The 22,166-nt window shown below is 69.3% G+C and carries 17 protein-coding genes; all 17 read right to left on the bottom strand.

Annotation, left to right across the window (positions count from 1 at the left end; translation table 11 throughout):
• Window positions 1–4 precede the first annotated feature (4 nt).
• Window positions 5–2,713 (bottom strand): type VI secretion system ATPase TssH, encoded by a 2,709-nt coding sequence (gene tssH / locus AC07O4_RS30170; RefSeq protein ID WP_495306440.1) that lies wholly within the window; start codon window positions 2,711–2,713, stop codon window positions 5–7.
• The gene (gene tssG / locus AC07O4_RS30165; RefSeq protein ID WP_495306439.1) at window positions 2,710–3,870 is read right to left on the bottom strand and encodes a type VI secretion system baseplate subunit TssG; all 1,161 of its coding nucleotides are present in this window, start codon (window positions 3,868–3,870) and stop codon (window positions 2,710–2,712) included. The genes tssH and tssG overlap by 4 nt, the downstream gene beginning before the upstream one ends.
• Window positions 3,867–5,738 carry a type VI secretion system baseplate subunit TssF gene (gene tssF / locus AC07O4_RS30160; RefSeq protein ID WP_495306438.1) on the bottom strand — a complete coding sequence of 624 codons (1,872 nt, stop codon included), beginning with the start codon at window positions 5,736–5,738 and terminating at the stop codon, window positions 3,867–3,869. The genes tssG and tssF overlap by 4 nt, the downstream gene beginning before the upstream one ends.
• Complete coding sequence (gene tssE / locus AC07O4_RS30155; protein ID WP_062473960.1) at window positions 5,738–6,283, bottom strand: type VI secretion system baseplate subunit TssE; 546 nt, start codon at window positions 6,281–6,283, stop codon at window positions 5,738–5,740. The genes tssF and tssE overlap by 1 nt, the downstream gene beginning before the upstream one ends.
• Window positions 6,280–7,152, bottom strand: coding sequence for a type VI secretion system accessory protein TagJ (locus tag AC07O4_RS30150; RefSeq protein ID WP_495306437.1), 873 nt, complete (start codon window positions 7,150–7,152; stop codon window positions 6,280–6,282). Before AC07O4_RS30150 ends, tssE begins: the two co-directional genes overlap by 4 nt.
• A 140-nt stretch (window positions 7,153–7,292) precedes the next feature.
• On the bottom strand, window positions 7,293–7,775 hold the full coding sequence (locus AC07O4_RS30145; protein ID WP_062473964.1) for an Hcp family type VI secretion system effector: 483 nt from the start codon (window positions 7,773–7,775) through the stop codon (window positions 7,293–7,295).
• A 51-nt stretch (window positions 7,776–7,826) separates the two neighbouring features.
• Entirely contained in the window at window positions 7,827–9,335 is a 1,509-nt protein-coding gene (gene tssC / locus AC07O4_RS30140) for a type VI secretion system contractile sheath large subunit (RefSeq protein WP_056583649.1), read from the bottom strand.
• Entirely contained in the window at window positions 9,332–9,901 is a 570-nt protein-coding gene (tssB, locus tag AC07O4_RS30135) for a type VI secretion system contractile sheath small subunit (protein ID WP_062473966.1), read from the bottom strand. The genes tssC and tssB overlap by 4 nt, the downstream gene beginning before the upstream one ends.
• 85 nt (window positions 9,902–9,986) lie before the next feature.
• Window positions 9,987–11,072 carry a type VI secretion system protein TssA gene (tssA, locus tag AC07O4_RS30130; protein WP_495306436.1) on the bottom strand — a complete coding sequence of 362 codons (1,086 nt, stop codon included), beginning with the start codon at window positions 11,070–11,072 and terminating at the stop codon, window positions 9,987–9,989.
• A gap of 140 nt (window positions 11,073–11,212) precedes the next feature.
• Window positions 11,213–12,400, bottom strand: a complete 1,188-nt coding sequence (locus tag AC07O4_RS30125) for a fumarylacetoacetate hydrolase family protein (RefSeq protein ID WP_495306435.1) — start codon at window positions 12,398–12,400, stop codon at window positions 11,213–11,215.
• Between the two features lie 65 nt (window positions 12,401–12,465).
• Window positions 12,466–16,179, bottom strand: coding sequence for a molybdopterin cofactor-binding domain-containing protein (locus AC07O4_RS30120; protein ID WP_495306434.1), 3,714 nt, complete (start codon window positions 16,177–16,179; stop codon window positions 12,466–12,468).
• The gene (locus AC07O4_RS30115) at window positions 16,176–16,688 is read right to left on the bottom strand and encodes a (2Fe-2S)-binding protein (RefSeq protein ID WP_495306433.1); all 513 of its coding nucleotides are present in this window, start codon (window positions 16,686–16,688) and stop codon (window positions 16,176–16,178) included. Before AC07O4_RS30115 ends, AC07O4_RS30120 begins: the two co-directional genes overlap by 4 nt.
• Entirely contained in the window at window positions 16,666–17,826 is a 1,161-nt protein-coding gene (locus AC07O4_RS30110) for an ABC transporter substrate-binding protein (RefSeq protein WP_495306432.1), read from the bottom strand. The genes AC07O4_RS30115 and AC07O4_RS30110 overlap by 23 nt, the downstream gene beginning before the upstream one ends.
• A 70-nt stretch (window positions 17,827–17,896) precedes the next feature.
• Window positions 17,897–18,622: a bifunctional nicotinamidase/pyrazinamidase gene (gene pncA / locus AC07O4_RS30105; RefSeq protein WP_495306431.1), complete on the bottom strand. Its 726-nt coding sequence runs from the start codon at window positions 18,620–18,622 to the stop codon at window positions 17,897–17,899.
• Between the two features lie 34 nt (window positions 18,623–18,656).
• A complete protein-coding gene (locus AC07O4_RS30100; RefSeq protein WP_139703387.1) occupies window positions 18,657–19,391 on the bottom strand; it encodes an ABC transporter ATP-binding protein in 735 nt (244 codons plus the stop codon).
• Window positions 19,388–20,179 carry an ABC transporter ATP-binding protein gene (locus tag AC07O4_RS30095; RefSeq protein WP_447740080.1) on the bottom strand — a complete coding sequence of 264 codons (792 nt, stop codon included), beginning with the start codon at window positions 20,177–20,179 and terminating at the stop codon, window positions 19,388–19,390. Before AC07O4_RS30095 ends, AC07O4_RS30100 begins: the two co-directional genes overlap by 4 nt.
• Complete coding sequence (locus tag AC07O4_RS30090; RefSeq protein ID WP_495306430.1) at window positions 20,176–22,104, bottom strand: ABC transporter permease; 1,929 nt, start codon at window positions 22,102–22,104, stop codon at window positions 20,176–20,178. Before AC07O4_RS30090 ends, AC07O4_RS30095 begins: the two co-directional genes overlap by 4 nt.
• Window positions 22,105–22,166 lie beyond the last annotated feature (62 nt).

Genomic DNA, 22,166 nt, shown 5'->3' with positions numbered 1-22,166 from the left:
GTGTCTACGCGGGGCGTTCTGAAAACTCGTACTGGAAGTCGTCGCCCGCTGCGCCCAGCTGAACGCCGGCGAGCTTGCGCGCACTGACGGTGGCGCCGATGACTTCTTCGCTCAGTCGGGGCAGGATGGTGTGTGTGAGGATCGCGTCGATCATCCGGCCACCCGACTCTATGGCCGTGCAGCGGCGTGCGACAAGCGCGACGGCGCTGTCGTTGTAAGCCAATGCAATGCCGTGGTTGGCCTGCAGGCGCGCCGCGATGCGGTCCAGCTGCAGGCGAATGATCCGGTGCAGCGCATCGGCCTGCAGCGGGTAGTAAGGCACGACGACCAGGCGCCCAAGCAGCGCGGGCGCAAACACTTTCAGCAGCGGCTCGCGCAGCGCGGCCGCCAGCGGCTCGGGGTCGGGGCGCAAGGTCGGGTCTTCGCACAGCTGCATGACGAGGTCGGTGCCGACGTTCGACGTCATGATGATCACGGTGTTGCGAAAGTCGATGTGGCGGCCTTCGCCGTCTTCCATCCAGCCCTTGTCGAAGACCTGGAAGAAGATCTCGTGCACGTCGGGGTGGGCCTTCTCGATCTCGTCGAGCAGCACCACGCTGTAGGGCCGGCGGCGCACGGCCTCGGTGAGCACGCCGCCTTCGCCGTAGCCCACGTAGCCGGGCGGTGCGCCCTTGAGCGTGGAGACGGTGTGCGACTCCTGGAACTCGCTCATGTTGATGGTGACGAGGTTCTGCTCGCCGCCGTACAGCGCCTCCGACAGCGCGAGCGCGGTCTCGGTCTTGCCCACGCCCGAGGGGCCGCACAGCAGGAACACGCCGACGGGCTTGTTGGGGTTGTCCAGCCGCGCACGCGCGGTGCGGATGCGCCGCGAGATGGTCTCCAGCGCATCGGGCTGCGCGACCACGCGGGCCGACAAAATCTCGCCCAGGCGCAGCACCGACTGCGCGTCGTCGCGCACCATGCGGCCGATGGGGATGCCGGTCCAGTCGGCGACCACGGTGGCGACGGCCTGCGCATCGACGGCCGCGAGGATGAGCGGTGTCTCGCCTTGCAGCTTCACGAGCTGGTCTTGTGCTTCGTCGAGTTCGGCGCGGATGGCTTCGGGCGTTCGCTCGGGCTCAGCAGGCGCTTCTTCTTCGTTGTTGTCTTCTTCAACTTCAGCCTGCACCGGTACCGCCGCAGGCGACAGCAGCTTGCGCAGCGCGACGATGCGCTCGACCAGCGCGGCCTCTTCCACGCGACGCTGTTCCAGCAGTTCGAGTTCAGCCTGCGCCGCCGCCACCTGGGCCGCGATGTCTTCCACGCGCTGGTGCTCGCCGACCCCGATCGCCGCCTCGCGCCCCGCGATGCCCGACTCGATGCCCAGCACCTCGATGCGCCGTTTCAAATCTTCGAGCGCCGCAGGCAACGCGTGCTGGCTCAGCGCCACGCGCGCACACGCGGTGTCGAGCAGGCTCACGGCCTTGTCGGGCAACTGCCGCGCGGGAATGTAGCGGTGCGACAGGCTCACGGCCGCTTCGAGCGCGGCGTCGAGGATGAGCACGCCGTGGTGCTTCTCCAGCTCGGCCGAGATGCCGCGCAGCATGACCACGGCCTTGGGCTCTGTGGGCTCGTGCACCTGGATGGTCTGGAAGCGCCGCGTGAGCGCCGGGTCTTTCTCGATGTACTTCTTGTACTCCGACCACGTCGTGGCGCCGATGGTGCGCAGCCGCCCGCGTGCGAGCGCGGGCTTGAGCAGGTTGGCCGCGTCGCCGGTGCCGGCGGTGCCGCCCGCGCCGACCAGCGTGTGCACCTCGTCGACGAACAGCACGATGGGCTTGGGGCTTTTCTCGACCTCGTCGATCACCTGCCGCAAGCGCTGTTCGAACTCGCCCTTCACGCCCGCGCCGGCCTGCAGCAGCGTGGGGTCGAGCACCCACAGCGACACGTCCTTCAGCGAAGGCGGCACGTCGCCTGCAGCCAGGCGCGAGGCCAGGCCTTCGACCACGGCCGTCTTGCCGACGCCGGCCTCACCGGTGAGCAGCGGGTTGTTCTGGCGACGGCGCATGAGGATGTCGACGATCTGGCGGATCTCGTCGTCGCGGCCGTACACGGGGTCGAGCTCGCCGGCGCGCGCCTTGGCCGTGAGGTCGCTCGCGTACTTGGCCAGGGCCGAACCGCCGGCGGCGGGGGCATCGCCTTGATGCTGCGCCACCGGTGCGCCACCGCCCGCCTCCGACGCGGCGTCGTAGTCGTCTTCCGGCGAGCCTTCGGTCCACGCGGCAAGCTGCGCGACCAGCACGTCGGGCACGAGCTTGTCGAACTCGCGCGAGATGCCCGAGAGCACCTGGCGCAGGCCCGGCGTTTTCACGATGCCCGCGAGCAGGTAGGCGCCGCGGATCGACGTGGCCTCGAAGCGAAGGCTCGCGTACACCCACGCGCGTTCGACGGCGTGGTCGACGTGCTCGGAGATGTCGCTGATCGACGTGGCGCCGTGCGGCAGCCGGTCGAGCGCGCGCACGAGGTCCTGCTCGACCGCATCGAGGTTGAGCCCCGCGCGCTTGATGATGCGCAGCAGGTCGCTGTCCTGCAGCTGCAGGATCTGGTGCAGCCAGTGCACGAGCTCCACGTAGGCATTGCCGCGCAGCTTGGCGAAGGCAGTGGCGGTCTCCAATGCCTTGTAGAGCATCGGATTCAGTTTCGAGAACAGAGAGACGCGGCGGATGTCGGTCATGAGGAAGCCGGTGCGTTGCGGGAAAAGAGCGCCTCGGGCTGGAACACCATGTCGCCGGCGTCGGTGTCGGACAGGCGGGTGCCGAGCCAGCTGCCCCAGCCCAGGCGCTGGTCGCTGCTCAGCCGCATGCCGCGCGCCTCGGGCTTGCTGAGCACCAGCCGCAGCTCCCAGGCGAATTCGATGCCGACGTACTGGCGCACCCAGTCGACCACCTGCTGCAGCCGTGGGCTGCCCGGCAGGAACTCGCGGAACTGCTGCTGCGACAACGGGCCGAGTTCGAGCCTGAACTTGCCCTGCGCGTCGCGCACCGCCAGGCCGATGGTGGCGCCGCTGCCCAGCCGGTGGTTGCGCCCGAGCAGGCCGATGCGGCTGACCTGGCGCTCGTCGATGTGCACCCAGTCGCTCACGAACTCGACCACGCGCACGGGCACGTCGAAGTACAGGCGAAGAATTTGAATCAGCCCTTCGGGGTTGCGCGTCTGGCGCACCAGGTGCCCTGCCATGTGCGTGCGCGCGTGGTCGGCGATGCGGTCGCGCGCCTTCAGGCCGGGCTGCCCCATGTTCATGAGGCTGGCCACGTAGTCGACGAAGCGGTGGCCGTCGGGGCGGTCCAGGCTGTTGACCGACTGCGCGTCGGCCCAGGCGCGGTAGAACAGCAGGATCAGCCGGTGATGGAACAGGTCGGCGAACGCGCTGAGGGTGTTGTCGGCGTGGTGGCGCTTGCGCTCGCGCGCGTACTCGGTCAGGTGCAGCGGCAGTGGGCCGTTGGGACCGAACAGGCCGAAGCCGTAGATCGAGATGCGCGGCGCGCCGTCTTCGTCGACCTCGACGCCCGACACGTTCGACGGCGCGAAGGCCATCGAGGGCTCCTGCCCCAGCCGCAGCGGCTCGTCGCGCGGGCGCGGCGCGCGGCCCAGCAGCGGATGGTCGCCCTGCGCGTCGAGCCGGCGCAGCAGCATGAACAGGTCGTGCTCGAAGGGCTGCTCGACGAGCCGGGCCCACAGCGCGGGGTCGGCCTCGGGCACGCCGCGGCGCGGCGGGGCTTTCGCCTTCGCGTGCGCCGGACTGCGCGCATCGACGGCCGCCTCATCGCGCACCTCGGCCTCTGCCGGCAGCACCTGCAGCATGGCGTCGTCGGTGAGGCCGGTCGTGCTCATACGGTGGGGCGGCGTCCCACGCGCGGGGTCCAGCGCGCGATTTCGCCGCGCTGCAGGCTGGACAGCGCGAACTCGGTGAAGGCATTGAGCGACACGTGCCGGCTGAAGAACTGCTCCAGCACGGCGCCGAACAGGTACGGGCTCGCGCCCGAGAACGCGACCTCGTCGATCTGCAGCGCGATCTCCACGCCGCGCCCGAACACGATCGGACCCGGCTCGGGCAGGCGGCGGAACACCGGTGCCAGCGCCATCGAGCGCACGCCCTGGATCTGGCGGCGCACGGCCGGGTCGGCGAGGTTGCCGTACAGGTCGAGCATCTCGCGCAGCGCGGCGGCGCCCTGCGTGGCATCGACGTCGGTCAGGCTCAGGTAGTTCAGGCCCAGGTGGCTGATGAGGCGCCAGGTGAGCGCGCCTTCGGCCAGCGCCGGGTACGGCCGCGACGGGCCGCGCAGGATGCGCACGCCGCGCACCGGCGCCGACACGCGCAAGGTGAAGTCCGACTCCAGCCCGGTGGGCAGCAGCAGCGGCAGGTCGCGGTTGGTGCACAGCGCGTCGATGGTGATGTGGCGCAGGCTGTGCGGAAACGGCGCGTCGTGCTGGTCGACCAGCGACACGTACACCTCGCTGCCGGTGTAGCTGGTGCGCGTGCCCTGTGCGCGTGCGCGGTCGGACACCAGGCGCGGTTCGCGGCGCAGCGAGAAGTAGGCGCCGAAGTCGCCGTCGTCGGACGCGAACGAACCGAGGAAGGGCCGGAACTCGCGCTCTTCGGAGCCGTTGGCCATGTGGCCCGTGACGCGCTCGACGGTGAAGATCTCGAAGTCGCGCGGGCGCGTGCGGTCGATCACCGCGTGGTGCTCGTGCTGGCCGGGCCCGACCGGGATGCGGTCGCTGCGGCGCGGCACGAGGTTGATGATGGGGGTGCAGAACAGCGAGAAGTGCCTGGCGTCGACCAGCCGCTCCAGGTCGGCGTCGGCGCGGTCGAGCAGGATCACGATCTCCATCGTGGTGCCGCCGATGGCCGAGGCCGCCGCGCGCAGGTGCTTCACGCTGAAGAACAGGTAGCGCTCGGGAAAGGCGAAGTACTCGTGCAGCAGGCGGTAGCCCTGGAACGAGCGCGCGTCGTAGGGCAGCAGCGACTGCTCGGGGTCGAAGCCCTCGTGGCGGATCGCCTCGTCGCCCAGCGGCACGATGCGCGCCGTGCTGCCGGGGCCGGCGCGGCACACGGTGGCCACGCTGTGGTGAGCCACCAGTTCGAGCACGCGCAGCGCATGCAGCTCCGCGCCCGAGAGAAAGAACTCGAGCCGATCCAGCGGCATCTCCGAAAAGCGCGCGCCGCCCACGGCTTCGAGCTTGATGGTGATCGCGCTCTTCGCCTGGCGCGCCGCCATCGGCAGCACATGCGCGATCTCGGCCGGCACCGGGCCCAGGCTGGCCTCCGCGATCTTGATGGGCCACAGCGTGACGGCATGGCCCGTGCGGAACTCGCAGGCCGTCTGCTCGCCCTTGATCATGCGGCCGCGCAAGAGCGTGTGGCGCGGCAGCTCGTAGCCCGCCTTCAGCGAGCCCTCGTTGAGGTTGCCGTCGATCTGCACCACGGCCATCGCGGGCAGCGGCGCGAGGAAGTTGGGGTACACCACCTCGAGCAGGCGCTGCGAGAAGCGCGGAAACTCCGCGTCCATCTTGAGTTGGATGCGCGCCGTGAGAAAGCTGAAGCCTTCGAGCAGGCGCTCCACGTACGGGTCGCTGACCTCGATGCCGCGCATGCCCAGGCGGCCCGCGATCTTGGGGTAGCGCTGCGCGAACTCGGCCCCGAGCTCGTGCATGTAGGTGAGTTCGCGGTTGTAGTAGTCGAGGAGCTTGGCGTCCATCACAGCCCTCCTGTCGGCCGCAGCACCATGTGCCCGCTTTCAAGGTCCAGCTCCGAACGCAGGATGAATTCGATCGGGTACGGCACCGACCACAGCGTGCCGCGGATCTCCAGCGCGAGCAGGTTGTGGTGCTCCAGGTCGGTCGCATCGGTCACACAGCGCACGTCGATGCTGTCCTTCATGATGCGCGGCTCGAAGTCGATGATGGCCGCGCGGATGGCCGCCTCCACGTCGGCGAAGTCGACCTCCGACATGCGCCCGCCGGCCCAGCCGCGCACGCCGTAGTTCACCACCGAGCCGCGCGCGCGCGGCATGCCGTTGATGCGGTGGTCGGCTCCGAAGTTGGTGGTGTTGAGCAGCCACTGCAGGTCGCGCAGCACCGAGTCGCGCAGCAGCTTGCCGCTCATGAGGAAGGCGCCCGCGCGCTCCTGGCCGTTCTGCGGCGCCTTGTCGGTGAGGCGGTCGAGCAGCACGGGTTGCAGGCGGTCGCGCGCGACGCTTTCCTGGGCGTCGCCGTCGATGTCGGTGGTGACGGCGGGGGTCATGCAGCCGCGCCTTCCGTCGCTGCGGCGAACTCGATGCGCCGAAGGTCGAGCAGCGAGTGGTCGCCGGCCTCGCTGATCAGCGTGCGCTGGCCGATGCCCGCGAACTGGTCGTCGCCCGCGAGCGGCTGCCAGTCGGTGCGGCGGCCCAGCGCGGTCTCGTCGTCGAGGCTGTCGAGCGCGCCCGGGTAGCGCACCGGCACGAGGCCGTTGAGGCCGCGCCCGTCGTGCAGCTCGATCTCGGCCGGCGCCCACAGCAGGTCGACCAGGTGTTGCGGGCGCGAGAACTTGATGCGGCGCACCGCCGGCAGCGGCAGCCACGCATAGCCCGAGGGCGTGAACAGTTCGAGCACGGCGCCGATGCGCGCGTCGCCGTCGCACAGCCAGGCGAAGTCGCTGTGCGCCGCGGGCTCGCCGTCGAGCGCCTGCACGGCGCGCGCATCGGAGCGGTCGACGGTGGTCAGCGTGCCTTGCAGCGCCGGCGCCGCGTCGCGTGCGGCCTCGCGCAGCGCGGCGGCTTCGGCGGCGCGTTCGGCGGGCAACACGGCGGCGCCGAGCAGTTGCTCGACCCAGTCGGCATTGCCCGAGACGATGGCCGGCGTGCGTCCGCCGCCGGCCCAGAAGTCGCTGCGCTCGCGCTCGCCCCGCAGGGCCATCGCGCAGGTGACGCTGGCCGGCGTGAACGTGGGATCGAGCTTCGTCGCGAGCTTGAGCTGGTCTTCGGCCCGCTGCCATTCGCCGCGCAGCGCGAGGAAGTGGCACAGGGCAAGGCGCAGGCCGGCATTCTGGGGACTGGCGCGGATCTGCCGCTGTACCCATTCGGTGTGCTCGGCCACGGAGCGCTCGCCCAGCACTGCAAACCCATCGCCCATGAAACTTCCCCGTTGACTGGCTGAAAGGTGAAAGGCGGCGCGCCGCGAAGGGGCGCCGCAGGAGACAGACAAACGGCTGTGGACCGCCGGCGGGGGCTGCATGGCCCTGAAGGCCACGGCCCCGCCGCGCAACAAGGAAATCAGGCTTCCTTGTTTTCCTTGATGTTCCAGCCCAGCACCGTCTCGGCGCCCTTGCCGCCCTTGTCGGTCTGTTCCCAGTACTGCTGTTTCACCTTCGCGGCCTGGAAGGCGTACTGCACGAGCACCGCATCGCCGCCCTGCTCGGCTGTGTACTGCACCGAGGTGACGAGCACCTCTTCGAGCGTGACGCGCGTGTATTCGATCTGCGAGCCGCCGGCCTTGCACACGGCCACCTCGACCTTGCTCAGGTGCTTGCCGCTCGCGCAGTTCTTCAGCACGGAAGGCGCCGCCTTGTCGATGCGCGCGAGCACCTGCAGGTCGTTGAAGCTGGCCTTGCCCACGCCGCCGCCACCGCCGCTGACCATGTTGCCAGGCTGCGTCGCTCCCCATGCAAACGACTTGATGTCGGTCCAGTCCTTGTGGTTGGAGTCCTTGGACTCGCCGTTTGCACCCTCGACGCGCATGAACATGTCTACTGCCATGATTGACCCCCAAAAGTTATCGATGAATTGCCCGGTAGCGGGACAGTGGAATTAGCTGCTGTCCTTCTTGTTGGACGGCAGCTTCGAAACCAGCCGCAACGACACCGTCAGCCCCTCGAGCTGGTAGTGCGGCCGGAGAAAAAACTTGGCGGCGTAGTAGCCGGGGTTGTCCTCGATGGCTTCCACCTGGACCTCGGCCGCCGCCAGCGGCTTCATCGCCTTCGTGTCCTGCGACGAGGTGCCGGGGCTGCCGTCGACGTAGTTCATGATCCAGTCGTTGAGCCAGCGCTCCATGTCCTCGCGCTCGCGGAACGAACCGATCTTGTCGCGCACGATGCACTTCAGGTAGTGCGCGAAGCGGCAGCACGCGAACAGGTACGGCAGGCGCGCCGCCAGGTTGGCGTTGGCCGTGGCGTCGGCGTCGTAGTACTCGGCCGGCTGCTGCAGCGACTGCGCGCCGATGAAAGCCGCGAAGTCGGAGTTCTTGCGGTGCACCAGCGGCATGAAGCCGTTCTTGGCGAGCTCGGCCTCGCGCCGGTCGCTGATGGCGATCTCGGTCGGGCACTTCATGTCCACGCCGCCGTCGTCGGTGGGGAAGGTGTGGGTGGGCAGGTTCTCGACCGCGCCGCCCGACTCCACGCCGCGGATCGAGGTGCACCAGCCGAACTGCTTGAACGAGCGGTTGATGTTCACGCCCATGGCGTAGGCCGAGTTGGCCCAGGTGTAGCGCGTGTGCAGCGCCGAATCGGTTTCTTCCTCGAACTCGAACTCGTCGACCGGGTTGGTGCGCGCACCGTAGGGCAGGCGCGCCAGGAAGCGCGGCATGGCCAGGCCGATGTAGCGCGCGTCTTCCGAATCGCGCAGCGAGCGCCACGCGGTGTGCTCGGTGTTCTGGAAGATCTTGGTCAAATCGCGCGGGTTCGACAGCTCCTGCCACGAGTCCATCTGCATCACGGTGGGCGAGGCGCCGGCGATGAAGGGGCAGTGCGCGGCGGCGGCGATCTTGGCCATCTCGCCGAGCATCTCGACGTCGGGCGGGCTGTGGTCGAAGTGGAAGTCGCCGATCAGCGCACCGAAGGGCTCGCCGCCGAACTGGCCGTACTCGGCCTCGTAGATCTTCTTGAACATCGGGCTCTGGTCCCAGCCGATGCCCTTGTGGCGCTTGAGCGAGCGCGCCACTTCGCGCTTCGACGCGCACATGACGCGGATCTTCAGCTGCTCGTCGGTCTCGGTGTTGTTCACGAGGTAGTGCAGGCCGCGCCATGCACCTTCGAGCTGCTGGAAGTCTTCGTGGTGCAGGATCTGGTTGATCTGCTCCGACAGCTTGCGGTCGATCTCCGTGATGATGGCCTGCACGCTGCGGTAGGCATCGTTCGAGATGGTGACGGTGTTCTCGAGCGCCTGCACGGCCAGCGTTTTGACGGCGTTCTCCACCGCCTCGCGCGCCTGCTCGGTCTTGGGCTTGAACTCGCGCTGCAGGAGGTCGGAGAACTCGTTGGGTTCGAGCGCTTCGACGGTGGCGGTGCGGGCGCGTGCGCCTTGCTGGGATGCGGTACTCATGGTGCGGTCCTGTCGTCGGCTTGCTTGGCTGCTGCGGCATCGGCGGCCGCCTGCGCGACCGCGGGGTTGGGCGCGGACGCCAGCGACTTGAGCAGCGCCGGGTTCTGCAGCGCCTGCGCGATGAGTTGCTCGGCGCCGTTCTTGCCGTCCATGTACGAGAGCAGGTTCGACAGCTCGGTGCGCGCCTCGAGCAGCTGCTGCAGCGCATCGACCTGGCGCGCGATGCGCGCGGGCGAGAAGTCGTCCATGCTGTCGAAGGTGATGTCCACGTTCATCTGGCCTTCGCCGGTGAGCGTGTTGGGCACCTGGAACGCGACGCGCGGCTTGATGGACTTCATGCGCTCGTCGAAGTTGTCGATGTCCACCGCCATGAACTCGCGCTCCGCGAGATCGGGCATGGGGTCGGTCTGCTTGCCCGCGAGGTCGGCGATGACGCCCATCACGAAGGGCAGCTGGATCTTGCGTTCGCTGCCGTAGATCTCGACGTCGTACTCGATCTGCACGCGCGGCGCCCGGTTGCGCGCGATGAACTTCTGACCACTGTTCCTGACACGGTTGTCTGCCATAAGCGTCCTCTTGAAACTGAATGCATGGGTCGTACCGGTCGACCGGTGCCGGCGCGTTGTTCCTGCTCGCCGGCAGCAACGGCCGCTAGGGCAATGCGGCGTCGCCGTTCAACGGGCGGCCGGCAAGGCTTTCTATCTTTTGCAATCCCTCGGGCACGAGCTCTTCGATGATCTGGAAGAAGTTGAGGTCCATCAGCCGCTGGGCCCTGCGGATCAGCATGGGTGCCGGATGGCTCGGTTCCGTTCGCTCCAGGAACTCACATGCTTTTTCCAACAACACTTGCACATCTTCACGAGCCGATATTTCAATCTCTTGAATACGCAGCGGACGCACTGCAGCCTGCGTGGCCGCTGCAACGTGCGTTGCGGGTGCGGGCACGTGCGCCGCACCGCTTGTGTCTTCTGCACCGCCCACTGCCGACGCCTGCGGCACTTCGCTGTGCGGCTGCTCCGGCAGCAACTGGCCCACGGTGCGCAGCGACCGTTCGAGCCGTGAAAAATCGGGCGCCCAACTCTGGCCCAGCGCGCGCTCGCAGGTCTCGCGGATGCGCTGCAGCAGTGCCAGAGCCTCACGCAAGGCCACGACCGGCGCCGCCGCCTTGTCGTGTGCACGGCGTGCGGCCTCGCGCAGGCGCCCCACGCCGCCGGGGTAGTCCACCTGGTCGCTCTTGCTCGAATCGAGCAGCGCCTCGACCTGCCGCAGGCTCATCGCCGTGCCACCGTCTTCGAGCAGCCGCGCATCGCGCACGCTGCGTCCGAGCCCTTCGGCTTCGGCCAGTGCGGCCAGCGCATTCATGCGCGGCAGCGGGTCTTCGTTCGTGCCATCGACGACGCGCGGATGCACGTCGTTCCAGAAAGTCTGCAGCACCGCATCGACCTGCCGCAGCCCGTCGACATAGCCGGGCAAGCCACGGCTTTCGGTCCATGCGAGCGTGAGCGGCACCAGCACGCGCAGGTCGCGCGTGCGCACGCACAGCTGTCGTGCGATGCGGTCTACACGCGCCCAGTCGGGCGGCTCGGCGGGAATGATCGTGTCGCCGAACTGCTGCTCGCGCTTGCCCGTGGCCGCCTGTTGGAGCGCCATGAAATCGGCGTCGTATTCCAGATCTTCACCACAGGGAAGCGGGCCCTCGACGGGCGTCTGCAACAGATCGATCTCATTCGGCAGCAACCACGACTCCCTTGATTTATCCACTCGCGATGGTAGTCATCTTGAGGGTAAGAAGAGGCATGGTCAACCGCAACAGAATGCAAAGTGCAGCCTCTGAATTCCAAAGGAGTACATCTGCTTTTAAAGTGCAGAAGTACGGGCTACAGCAGCCGACGCGACGCGAGGTTGCGCATCAACGCACCGAGGCCGAAAGACCACCGCGGCGCCTGGTCTGCGTGCACGACGCGGTTGTTCAACGCACCCAATTCAGGCGCAGCAATGCGCACATGGTCGCCCACGACATGCGTGAATCCTTGCCCCGGTCCGTGACGGTCTTGTGTCGGCGCGAACATCGTGCCCAGAAACAACATGAAACCGTCTGGGTAGGCGTGGTGGCGGTTGAGTGTCTGCGCCACGAGGTCGAGCGGATCGCGGCTGATCTTCGCGAGCGAGCTCGACCCTTCGAGCGTGAAGCCCTCGGGGCCGGTCACGTTCAGCGCGACCGTGATGCGCCGCACATCGGCGATGCCGAAGTGCGCATCGAACAGCCGGATGAACGGGCCGATGGCGCACGACGCGTTGTTGTCCTTGGCCTTGCCCAGCAGCAGTGCGCTGCGGCCTTCGAAGTCGCGCAGGTTGACGTCGTTGCCGAGCGCGGCACCGAGCACCTCGCCGCGGCTGTTCACTGCGAGCACGACCTCGGGCTCGGGGTTGTTCCAGGCCGAGTCCGCGTGGATGCCCACGTCGGCGCCCGTGCCCACGGCCGCGAGCACCGGCGCCTTGGTGAAGACCTCGGCGTCGGGGCCGATGCCGACCTCGAGGTACTGCGACCACATGCCTTGCGCGATGAGCACGTCCTTCACCTTCATGGCTTCGGGCGAGCCCGGCACGATGTCGGCGAGGTTGTCGCCCAGCACGTCGCCGATGGCCGCGCGCGTGGCCTCGGCGCGCGAGGCATCGCCGCGTGCCTGCTCTTCGATCACGCGTTCGAGCAGGCTGGCGACGAAGGTCACGCCGCTGGCCTTCACGACCTGCAGGTCGCAGGGTGCGAGCAGCCAGGGTTGGCCACTGTCGCGCTTGCTCTCGTCGCTGTTGGCGAGCACGGCATCGAGTGCGGCGATGCGTGGCGCGGTGCCACTCTGCAGTGCCGCGCGCACGGCTTCGGCTGGCGAGCCGTTGCCTTCGAGCAGGTCGCTCATGGTGGGTGCGAGCGTCGAGAGGTCGTGCAGGCCATCGCCCTGCACGGCCACCAGCACCGGGCCCACGCCGGGTTGCCAGAGACGGCCGACAAGGGTGGCGCGCTCGGCGTCGCGGGGCAGGCTGGAAGCGGTCGAAAGGTCCAAAGGCATGGTGGGGTGTCTCCGTGAATAAGGTCTGCGCGCCATCGTAGCCGCGCCCCGGGAACCGCTGTGTGTCAGTGGCCCGGCGTGGCCCGCACGCGCGCCACCTCGGCGGGCAGGTTCGTCCACGGCGCTTCCTGCGGCGCGAAGCGTGCGCGCATGTAGCCGGCGAGGTCGGCGATCTGGCGGTCGTCCAGCGCCTCGCGGAACGCGGGCATGAAGCCGATGTCGCGGTGCGCGGGCGCACGCACGCCATCGAGGATGGTGCGCAGCAGGTTGTCGGGCCGTGTGCTCGTGAGGCTGCTGTTGAGTGCGAGCGGCGTGTTCACGCCCAGCAGCGTGGGACCGTCGCCGTCGTGGTGGCACGACGCACACGCGCTGTCGAACATGCGCTGCGCGGGGCCGAGCAGCTGGCCTTGCGTGCGCGCCGCGTTGTCGATGGCCTGCTGCGCGAGCGCTTGCGGTTGCGCGACCGGCTCGGGGTTGAACGAGCCGAGGTAGACGGCCATCGCACGCACGTCGGCGTCGGGCACCTGCGCGAGTTCGCGCACCACCTCGGCCATCGGGCCGCCCGCGATGCCGTGGCGCGGCGAGTGGCCATTGCGCAGGTAGCGGTACAGCGCGTCGGTGTCCCACGGCACGGCGGCTTTCGACAGCTGCGTGAGCGCGGGCGCCTCCCAGCCATCGACCATCGCGCCCGAGAGGAACGCGCTGCCGCCCTGCTCCGCGCCGAGCGCGTTGCGCGGCGTGTGGCAGGCGCCGCAATGGCCCAGGCCGTTGACGAGGTAGGCACCGCGGTTCCACTCGGCGCTCTGCGTGGGCACGGGCGGAAGCGGCGCGGGGTCGTGGAACAGCGCGTTCCAGCCGGCCATCAGCGGGCGCAGGTTGAACGGGAACTTGAGTTCGGACTTGGGCGTTGGCGCACGCACCGCCGGCATCGCCATGAAGTACGCATAGAGCGCCTGCAGGTCGTCGTCGCTGGTCTTCGCGAAGGCGGTGTAGGGGAACGCGGGGTACAGGTGGTGGCCGTCGCGCGAGACGCCTTCGCGCATCGCGCGCTGGAAGGCGCTGAACGACCAGCGGCCCAGGCCCGTCTCGGCGTCGGGCGTGAGGTTGGTGGTGTAGAGCGTGCCGAAGGGCGTGTCCATCGCGCGGCCACCGGCGTTGGGTGCGCCGCCCGGTGCGGTGTGGCACACCGCGCAATCGCCGAGCGCGGCGAGCACGCGGCCGCGCTCGATGGTGGACTCGCTGTAGACCGGCGCGCTGAGCGACACGGGCGCGATGGCGGAGCGCCAGCCGAGCAGGCCGGCGATGACGCCCAGGCCGCCGATGAAGAGCGCGGCGCCGGTGGCCCACAGGCCCTTGCGACGCGGCCACAGGGCGTCCCGCACGCCGGCGCCCGAGGCTGGTGGCGAGGAGGGTCCGGCGGAATCGCCCTGCCCCGGCGGCGGTGGCAGCGACCCCCGGTTCAATTCCGCCAGCACCGTCTCCGGCGTGAACGGCGGCGAGCGGAAGCGCACGCCCGTCGCATCGAAGATCGCATTCGCGATCGCCGCCGTGCCCGGCACCGACGACGACTCGCCCGCGCCCAGCGACGGCTCGCCCGGGCGCGGCATGTGCATCACCTCGATCACCGGCACGTCGCGGAAATTGAGGATCGGGTAGCTGCCCCACTCGCGGCTCGCGACCACGCCGGTCGGCAACACGCCCGGCAACTGCGCACCGCCAGCAGCAGCACCTTGCTGCGGCGCGAACTGCACCTGCTCCTTGAGCGCGCGGCTCGTGGTCTGGATCACGTTGCCGTGCACCTGGTGCTCGACGCCCGCCGGGTTGACCAGCAGCCCCGCGTCGTGCCCCACCACCACGCGGCGCACATGCACCTCGCCGGTCTTCTGGTTGACCTCGACATCGGCCACCCACGCGGCCCACGCGGCGCCGAAGCCCGGCCACTTGCTGTGGATGTAGCGCGCGTACGCAAAGCCCTGGCCAAAGAGGATGTCGCCGCCTTCGCCGAGCCCACCGTCGGCGTTCTCCTGCGGCCCGGTGCGCATGCGCCAGCCGGCCTTCTGCGCGGTGGCCTGCACGAGCTCGACCGCGCGCGGATCGTCCAGGTGCCGCAGGCGGAACTGCACGGGGTCGACACCGGCGGCCGTGGCCAGCTCGTCGATGTACGACTCGTGCGCGAACGAACTCGGCAGCGCCGACACGCCGCGCAGCCACGAGGCGCGCACGATCGGCGCCATGTCGTTGACCTTCACGCGCAGGTTGTCGTAGCTGTACGGTGGGCGCGCGGTGCGGTCGCCCATCTCGTAGGCCTGCGCCACGGGCTCGACCGTGCGCGTGAGCAGCAACGCCAGCGTGGGCGCGCCGTTCGAGGGGTATGAGGTTTCGAAGTCGTAGGCGGCCACGCGGCCGTCGGCCATGAGCCCGCCATCGATCTCCATGAGCTGCGCGGCGCCCTTGGGCTCCCACGCATGCTCCTGCTCGCGCGAGAGCTGCACGCGCACCGGGGCGCCCACGGCACGCGCGAGCAGTGCCGCATCGGCCGCCACGTCGTCGGCGCCATTGCGGCCGTAGCAGCCCGCGGCCTCCATGCGCACCACGTCGACCTGCACGTCGTCCACGCCCATCAACTTCGCGAGGTCGGCGCGCAGCACGTGCGGGTTCTGCGAACCGGCCCAGCAGCGCAGCTGCATGCCGCTGCCGTCGGCCGGTTGCCACTCGGCCAGCGCGCACGAGGGGCCGATGGACGCATGCATCTGGTAGGGCCACACGTAGGTGCGCTGCATCGGCTGCGCGGCGGCGGCCATGGCGCCGTCGACATCGCCTTCGTCGACCAGCAGGCGCTGCGTCGAGGGGTTGTCGCGCAGGGCCTGTGCCACGTCGCGCAGGTCGGGCATGCCGGGCCAGGGCTTCCAGGTCACGCGCAGGTCGCGCATCGCCTGCTCGGCGTGCTCTTCGCGCTCGGCGACGATGCCGACGAAGTCGCGCACCACGACCACGGCGCGGATGCCGGGGATGTGCGCGATCGACGACTCGTCGACCGCTTCGAGCGTGTTGCCGATGAACTCGCCGTGGTCCGCGCCCGCATACGGCGGGCGCACCACGCGGCCGTGCAGCATGCCGGGCAGGCGCATGTCGTGCACGAACACGAGGTCGCCCGCGAGCTTGGCCGGGATGTCGACGCGCGCCTGGCGCGTGCCGACGAGGCGGTAGTCGGCCGGATTCTTGGGGGTGGCGTCGAGGTCGAGGCGCAGCACCGTGCGCTGGTGCGCCACGAGGTCCGCGTAGTTGAGGTGGCGCTCCGGCGCCTCGGCCACGCGCACCACGCCGTTGCGCACCTGCAGCGCATCGGCGGCCGCGCCCAGCCGTTCGGCCGCGCGCGCCAGCAGCCACGCGCGTGCCTGCGCGGCGGCCAGCCGCAGCGGCTGCGCGTGGATCTGGATCGACGCGCTCGCGATGGTCGCGCCCTGGTTGGGCGCGCGCGCGGTGTCGCCGAGCATCATGCGCACGCAGGGCATGCCGAGGTCGAGCTCCTCGGCCACGATCTGCGCCAGTGCGGTCTGGATGCCGGTGCCCAAGTCGACGTGGCCGTTGAGCGCGGAGACGCTGCCGTCGTCCCACAGCGCGAGCAGCACCTCGTCGCCTTCGACGGGGTTGCTGGCGATGAAGGCGGGCTGGCCCTTGGCCGGCGGCGGTGGGGGCGGTGCCTCGCGCACCACCAGCAGCACGCCATCAGCAGCGAGGAATTCCGCGCGCGTCTGCGGCAGGTCGGCGCGGCGCGTCATGCGGCGGGGGCGTCCGGCGGGGTCGCGCGCAGGCGCACGGCGGCACGCTGCACGGCGTCGAGGATCTCGATGTGCGTGCCGCAGCGGCACAGGTTGCCCGACAGCTCGCTGCGGATGCGCGCCTCGCTCGCGTGCGGATCGCGCGCGAGCAGCGCCGCCACCTGCATGACCATGCCGTTGAGGCAGTAGCCGCACTGCGCGGCCTGCGCGTCTTCAAAAGCGGCCTGCACCGGGTGCCAGCGCCCGCGCATGCCAAGCCCTTCGAGCGTGGTGATGCTGCGCCCTGCCACGCCGTGCGCGGGAATCACGCAGGACCGCGCGGCCACGCCGTCGACATGCACCGTACACGCGCCGCACTGCCCGAGCCCGCAGCCGTACTTGGGCCCGTTGAGCCCGAGGTCGTTGCGCAGCAGGTGCAGCAGCGAGGCTTCGCGCGGCACGCCGGCGAGCGCGTGGGCCCGGCCGTTGACCTGCAGGTGCAGCGGCTCAGCGCCGCAACTGGCCGTCACGGGTGTACATCTCCAGGTCCACGAAGGTCGAGCCGTTGTGGTTCTTCGCGCTGTAGTCGACGGGGAAGTCGCCGAAGCGCGTGCTGCCGATGCTCTCGAGCCCGGCGATGAAGCTGTCGCGCGTGAGCGCCTTGCCCGCGCGGCGCAGGCCCTCGGCCATCACGCGCGCGACGATGTAGCCCTCGAGTGCGGTGTAGCTGTCGATCTTCTGGCCGAACTCGGCGCGGTCGCGCTGGTAGTCGGCCACGATGGGCACGCGCTGCGCACCGGGCGGCGGCACGATGCTGGCCGTGACCAGCCCGGCGAGCTTGCCTTCGAGCCGCTTGGCCGAACCCGCCGCGTCGGTGATGCCGACCGACAGCGTGTACAGCGGCGCGGCCGCGCCGCTCGCGCGGTAGTCGCGGATGAAGACCTCGGTCATGCGCCCGGCCATGATCATCACGACGGCGCCGGGGCGGCCCTCGGCGAGCCCGCCGACCACCTGCTTGGCGTCTTCGGCCGCGATGGCCATGGGCAGCGTCTGCACCACCTTCACCTTGTACTCGGCGGCCAGCTGCTCGCAGGTGGCGAGGTTCGACTTGCCGAAGGCGCTGTCCTGGTAGACCACGGCGATCGACTGGATGCCCAGCGTCGAGAGGTGGCTGATGATCTTGCGCAGCTCCAGGTCGTAGCCCGCGCGCACGTGGAACAGGTAGCGGTTGGTTTTTGTGCGGAACGACGTGGTGCCCACCAACGGCGCGAACATCGGCACGCCGGCCTTCTCGGCCAGCGGCATCGCGGCCGCGAGGTTGCCCGTGGCGACGTAGCCGGTGAGCGCGAAGACCTTGTCCTCGTCGATCAGCTTGGCGGTGTTGACGGCCGTCTTCGCGGGCTCGTAGGCGTCGTCGTAGGTGACGAGTTCGATCTTGCGTCCGTGGATGCCGCCCGACTTGTTGACGCGGTCGAAGTACAGCTGGATGCCCGCGCGGTAGTCGACGCCGAAGTCTTTCGCCGGGCCGCTGAACACGGCCGACTGGCCGATGCGGATGGTGCTGTCGGTCACGCCGTTGTCCGCGCGCGCCGGCCGCAGCAGGCCGGGGCCGAGCGCCAGGGCCGCGCCGCCCGCCACCAGGGTGCGCCTTGAAATCGAAAGCTTCATGCGTCGTCTGTCTCTTTGTTGTTGTCGTCGGAGGGGTGTTGCCGCGGCGGCGCCGCGGACTTCGTCGTCGTCAGCCGGCCTGGATGTCGCCGGACTGGATGCGCTTGACGCCCTTGGCCGTCATCTGCTTCCAGGCGGCAGCCAGCGAGCCGTTGAGGTCGATGCCGCGCGTGGCGTCTTCGATCACGTAGGCCTCGAAGCCGGCCTTGCGTGCGTCCATCGCGGTCCAGGCCACGCAGAAGTCGGTGGCCAGGCCCGTGACGAACACGGTCTTGATGCCGCGCGCCTTGAGGTAGCCGGCCAGGCCGGTGGCCGTCTTGTGGTCGGCCTCCTCGAAGGCGGAGTAGCTGTCCATGTCCTTGTGGAAGCCCTTGCGGATGATGAGCTGCGCGGTCGGCACCTTGAGGTCCTTGCCGAGCGCGGCGTCGTCGGTGCCCTGCACGCAGTGGTCGGGCCACAGCACCTGCGTGCCGTAGTTGAGCTTGGTCGTCTCGAAGGGCTTCTTGCCGCTGTAGGTGCTGGCGAACGAGGCGTGGCCCGCCGTGTGCCAGTCCTGCGTGACGACGACGTTCTGGAACGCGGGTGCCAGCGCGTTGATGACCGGGATCACCTCGTTGCCGCCCTTCACCGCGAGCGTGCCGCCATCGAGGAAGCAGTTCTGCACGTCGACCACGATCAGCGCGGCCTTGCCACCGGGCTTGATCTTGCCGGCCGCGAAAGCGGAGAGGCCGAAACTGCCGAGGCTGCCGGCGAGCCCAAGGGCAGCGGCGGACTTCAAGACGGTTCTGCGATGCATGGTGTGGACTCCGGTGGTTGAGGAAAGGAAACGGTCAGACGCTGAGGTAAGCCCTGCGCACTTCTTCGTTGGCCGCCAACTCGGCCATCGTGGCGTGGTAACGGATCTGCCCCTTCTCGAGCACGTAGGCGCGGTCGGAGACCAGCTCGGCGAAGTGCATGTTCTGCTCCGACAGCAGGATGCTCACGCCCTGCGCCTTGAGCTCGAGGATCATGTTGGCCATCTGCTCGACGATGACGGGGGCCACGCCCTCGGAGGGCTCGTCGAGCAGCACGAGATACGGGTTGCCCATCAGCGTGCGCGCCACGGTGAGCATCTGCTGCTCGCCGCCGCTCATGCGCCCGCCCGGGCGGTTGGGCATCTCGCCGAGGTTGGGGAACAGCTGGAACAGGCGTTCGGGCGTCCACAGTGGCGCCGCGGTGCCGTCGGCCCACTGGCGCGCGGGCTGCTTGCCGACCTCGAGGTTCTCCATCACCGTGAGGTCGGTGAACACGCGCCGGTCTTCGGGCACGAAGCCCAGGCCCAGGCGCGCCGCGTGGTGCGGCTCGCTCTTCGAAATGTCGTGGCCCAGGAAGCGCACCGCGCCGCGGCGCTTGGTGAGCATGCCGATGAGCGTCTTGAGCGTGGTCGACTTGCCCGCGCCGTTGCGGCCCATGAGCGCGACGACTTCGCCGCGCCGCACTTCGAGGTCGACGTCGTAAAGAATCTGCGCGGCGCCATACCAGGCGCACAGCGCCTTGGCTTCCAGAAGAGGTTCATGCGTGCTCATGCGGCAACTCCCAATGCGGCGGCCTTTTCGGCGATCTTCTCGAAGGTCTTGCCGCTGCCGAAGTACACCTCCTGCACCTTCGGGTGGTCGCGGATCTCGAGCGGCTTACCCTGCGCGATGAGGCGCCCGCGCGCGAGCACGATCATGCGGTCGGCGTACGCGAACACCACGTCCATGCTGTGCTCGGTGAAGAGCACGGCCATGCCGCGCTGGATGACGAGGTCCTTGGTGAGCGCCATGAGCGAGTTGCGCTCCTGGGGCGCCATGCCGGCGGTGGGCTCGTCCATGAGCAGCAGCTTGGGCGAGTTGGCCATGGCAATGGCGAGTTCGACGCGCTTCACGTCGCCGTAGGCCAGCACGCTGCAGGGCCGGTCGGCCTGCGCCTTCATGCCGACCTGGTCGAGCAGCGCCAGCGCCTCGTCGCGCTTGTGGTCGGCCGCGCGGCGCCACATCGAGAACAGCTTGTGGTCGTGCGAGAGCAGCGCCATCTGCACGTTCTCGACCACGGTGAGCGAGGCGAAGGTTTCGGCGATCTGGAAGGTGCGGCCCACGCCCTTGCGCCAGATCTCGCGCGGCTTGCGGCCCACGAGTTCGTGGCCGTCGAGCGTGATCGAGCCCTGGTCGGCCTTGAGCTGGCCGTTCACCATGTTGAAGGTGGTCGACTTGCCGGCGCCGTTGGGGCCGATGAGCGCCAGCAGTTCGCCGGGCGGCAGCTCGAAGCTGATGCCGTCCACGGCCTTCACGCCGCCGAACGATTTGCCGAGGTTGGTGACTTTGAGGAGGCTCATGCCTTCACCTCCTTGAGCTTGGCGTCTGCTTCTGTTTCATGCTTCGGTGCGCGCCAGCGATCGACGAGCTGCTTGATCGACCCTGCAATGCCCTGCGGGAACAAGAGCACCAGGATCAGGATGATGGCGCCGAGCATCGCGCGCCAGTAGTCGGTGTTGCGCGCCACCGTGTCGTGCAGCCAGGTGAAGGTGACGGCGCCGACCACCGGCCCCGCCAGGGTCTGGATGCCGCCCAGCAGCACCATCACGAGGCCGTCGACCGACTTGCCGACCGACAGGCTCTCGGGCGAGATGCTGCCCTTGGAGAACGCATAGAGCGCGCCGGCCAGGCCGGCCACGGTGCCGGCGATGACGAAGGCCGCCCACTGCATGCGCTTGACGTCGATGCCGATGGCGTCGGCGCGCAGCACCGAGTCGCGGCCCGCGCGCAGCGCATAGCCGAAGGGCGAGAACAGCACGCGGCGCAGCCACCACACGCCCGCGCCCACGAGCACCAGCGTGAGCCAGTAGTACACCTGCTTGTTCGACAGCCACTCCGAGGGCCACACGCCGGTCAGGCCGTTGCTGCCGCCCGTGAAGCTGTCCCACTGGTAGGTGACGGCCCAGGTGATCTGCGCGAAGGCCAGCGTGAGCATCGCCAGGTACACGCCCGACAGCCGCACGGCGAACCAACCGTAGACGAAGGCGCCGAGCGCCGCCACCAGCGGCGCGACCACCAGCGCCAGCTCCATCGGCAGGTGCAGCGCGCGCACCAGCAGCGCCGCGCCGTAGGCCCCGAGGCCGAAGTAGGCGGCGTGGCCGAAGGAGTGCATGCCGGCCGGCCCCATGATGAAGTGCAGGCTGGTGGCGAACAGCGCGGCGATCAGCAGGTCGATCATCAGCACCGTGGTGTAGGGCGAGCCGGCCGTCAGCAGCGGCAGCGCGGCCAGCACCAGCGCCAGCCCGGCGGCGGCCACGATGTAGGCGGTGCTGGGGCGGCGCAGCGGCTCTTCCTGCATGCCGACGTAGCGGCTCGGCGCCTGCGGCCGGCCGAACAGGCCCCAGGGGCGCCACACCAGCACGATGGCCATCACGAGGAAGTCGACCATCAGCGTGAGCTTGGAGAACGACACGTCGATGCCGAAGATCTGCACCACGCCCAGCCAGATGCACACGGCCTTGATCTCGGCGATGAGCAGCGCGGCCACGTAGGCGCCGGGCAGCGAGCCCATGCCGCCGACCACCACCACGACGAAGGCGGCGCCGATGGTGTTCAGGTCCATCTCGAGCGTGGCGGGTTCGCGCGGCAGCTGCAGCGCGCCGCCCAGGCCTGCGAGCAGCGCGCCGAGCGCGAACACCGCGGTGAAGAGCCAGGCCTGGTTGACGCCCAGCGCGCTGACCATCTCGCGGTCTTGCGTGGCGGCGCGCACCAGCGTGCCGAAGCGCGTGCGCGTGAGCAGCAGCCACACGAGGCCGAGCACCAGCGGGCCGACGACGATCAGGAAGAGGTCGTAGGAAGGAAACTGGCGCCCGAGGATTTCGACCGAGCCCTTCAGGCCCGGTGCGCGCGGGCCGAGCAGCTCGTCAGGGCCCCAGAGCCACAGCACCGCGTCCTTGATGACCAGCACCAGCGCGAAGGTGGCCAGGAGCTGGAACAGCTCGGGCGCCTTGTAGATGCGGCGCAGCAGCAGCACCTCGATGAGCGCACCCAGCACGCCCACCGCGAGCGCGGCGATCAACAGCGCCGGCCAGAAGCCCACGCTCGGGCCGAGCTTCTCGACCAGCGTGTACGCGACGTAGATGCCCACCATGAAAAAAGATCCATGGGCGAAGTTGACGATGCGCGTCACGCCGAAGATCAACGAGAGGCCGGCCGCCACCAGAAACAGCGAAGACGCGCCGGCCAACCCGTTGAGCAACTGAACAACGAAGCCTGAAAAGCTCATGAGGGACCCTGAGGAAACTGGAGACACCGCGCCTTGCCGTCATCGACCGACGGCAGGCGCGT

This window comes from Variovorax sp. GW821-FHT09D04, assembly GCF_059416405.1.
This window is presented reverse-complemented; position numbering and strand designations above follow the sequence as displayed.

Bases quoted from the DNA above. Each gene is read 5' to 3' on its own strand.
- tssH (WP_495306440.1), bottom strand. From the start codon at position 2,713: ATGACCGACATCCGCCGCGTCTCTCTGTTCTCGAAACTGAATCCGATG.
- AC07O4_RS30110 (WP_495306432.1), bottom strand. From the start codon at position 17,826: ATGAAGCTTTCGATTTCAAGGCGCACCCTGGTGGCGGGCGGCGCGGCC.
- tssG (WP_495306439.1), bottom strand. From the start codon at position 3,870: ATGAGCACGACCGGCCTCACCGACGACGCCATGCTGCAGGTGCTGCCG.
- AC07O4_RS30125 (WP_495306435.1), bottom strand. From the start codon at position 12,400: ATGCCTTTGGACCTTTCGACCGCTTCCAGCCTGCCCCGCGACGCCGAG.
- tssB (WP_062473966.1), bottom strand. From the start codon at position 9,901: ATGGCAGACAACCGTGTCAGGAACAGTGGTCAGAAGTTCATCGCGCGC.
- AC07O4_RS30095 (WP_447740080.1), bottom strand. From the start codon at position 20,179: ATGAGCCTCCTCAAAGTCACCAACCTCGGCAAATCGTTCGGCGGCGTG.
- AC07O4_RS30145 (WP_062473964.1), bottom strand. From the start codon at position 7,775: ATGGCAGTAGACATGTTCATGCGCGTCGAGGGTGCAAACGGCGAGTCC.
- AC07O4_RS30120 (WP_495306434.1), bottom strand. From the start codon at position 16,179: ATGACGCGCCGCGCCGACCTGCCGCAGACGCGCGCGGAATTCCTCGCT.
- AC07O4_RS30150 (WP_495306437.1), bottom strand. From the start codon at position 7,152: ATGGGCGATGGGTTTGCAGTGCTGGGCGAGCGCTCCGTGGCCGAGCAC.
- AC07O4_RS30100 (WP_139703387.1), bottom strand. From the start codon at position 19,391: ATGAGCACGCATGAACCTCTTCTGGAAGCCAAGGCGCTGTGCGCCTGG.
- tssF (WP_495306438.1), bottom strand. From the start codon at position 5,738: ATGGACGCCAAGCTCCTCGACTACTACAACCGCGAACTCACCTACATG.
- tssC (WP_056583649.1), bottom strand. From the start codon at position 9,335: ATGAGTACCGCATCCCAGCAAGGCGCACGCGCCCGCACCGCCACCGTC.
- AC07O4_RS30090 (WP_495306430.1), bottom strand. From the start codon at position 22,104: ATGAGCTTTTCAGGCTTCGTTGTTCAGTTGCTCAACGGGTTGGCCGGC.
- pncA (WP_495306431.1), bottom strand. From the start codon at position 18,622: ATGCATCGCAGAACCGTCTTGAAGTCCGCCGCTGCCCTTGGGCTCGCC.
- tssE (WP_062473960.1), bottom strand. From the start codon at position 6,283: ATGACCCCCGCCGTCACCACCGACATCGACGGCGACGCCCAGGAAAGC.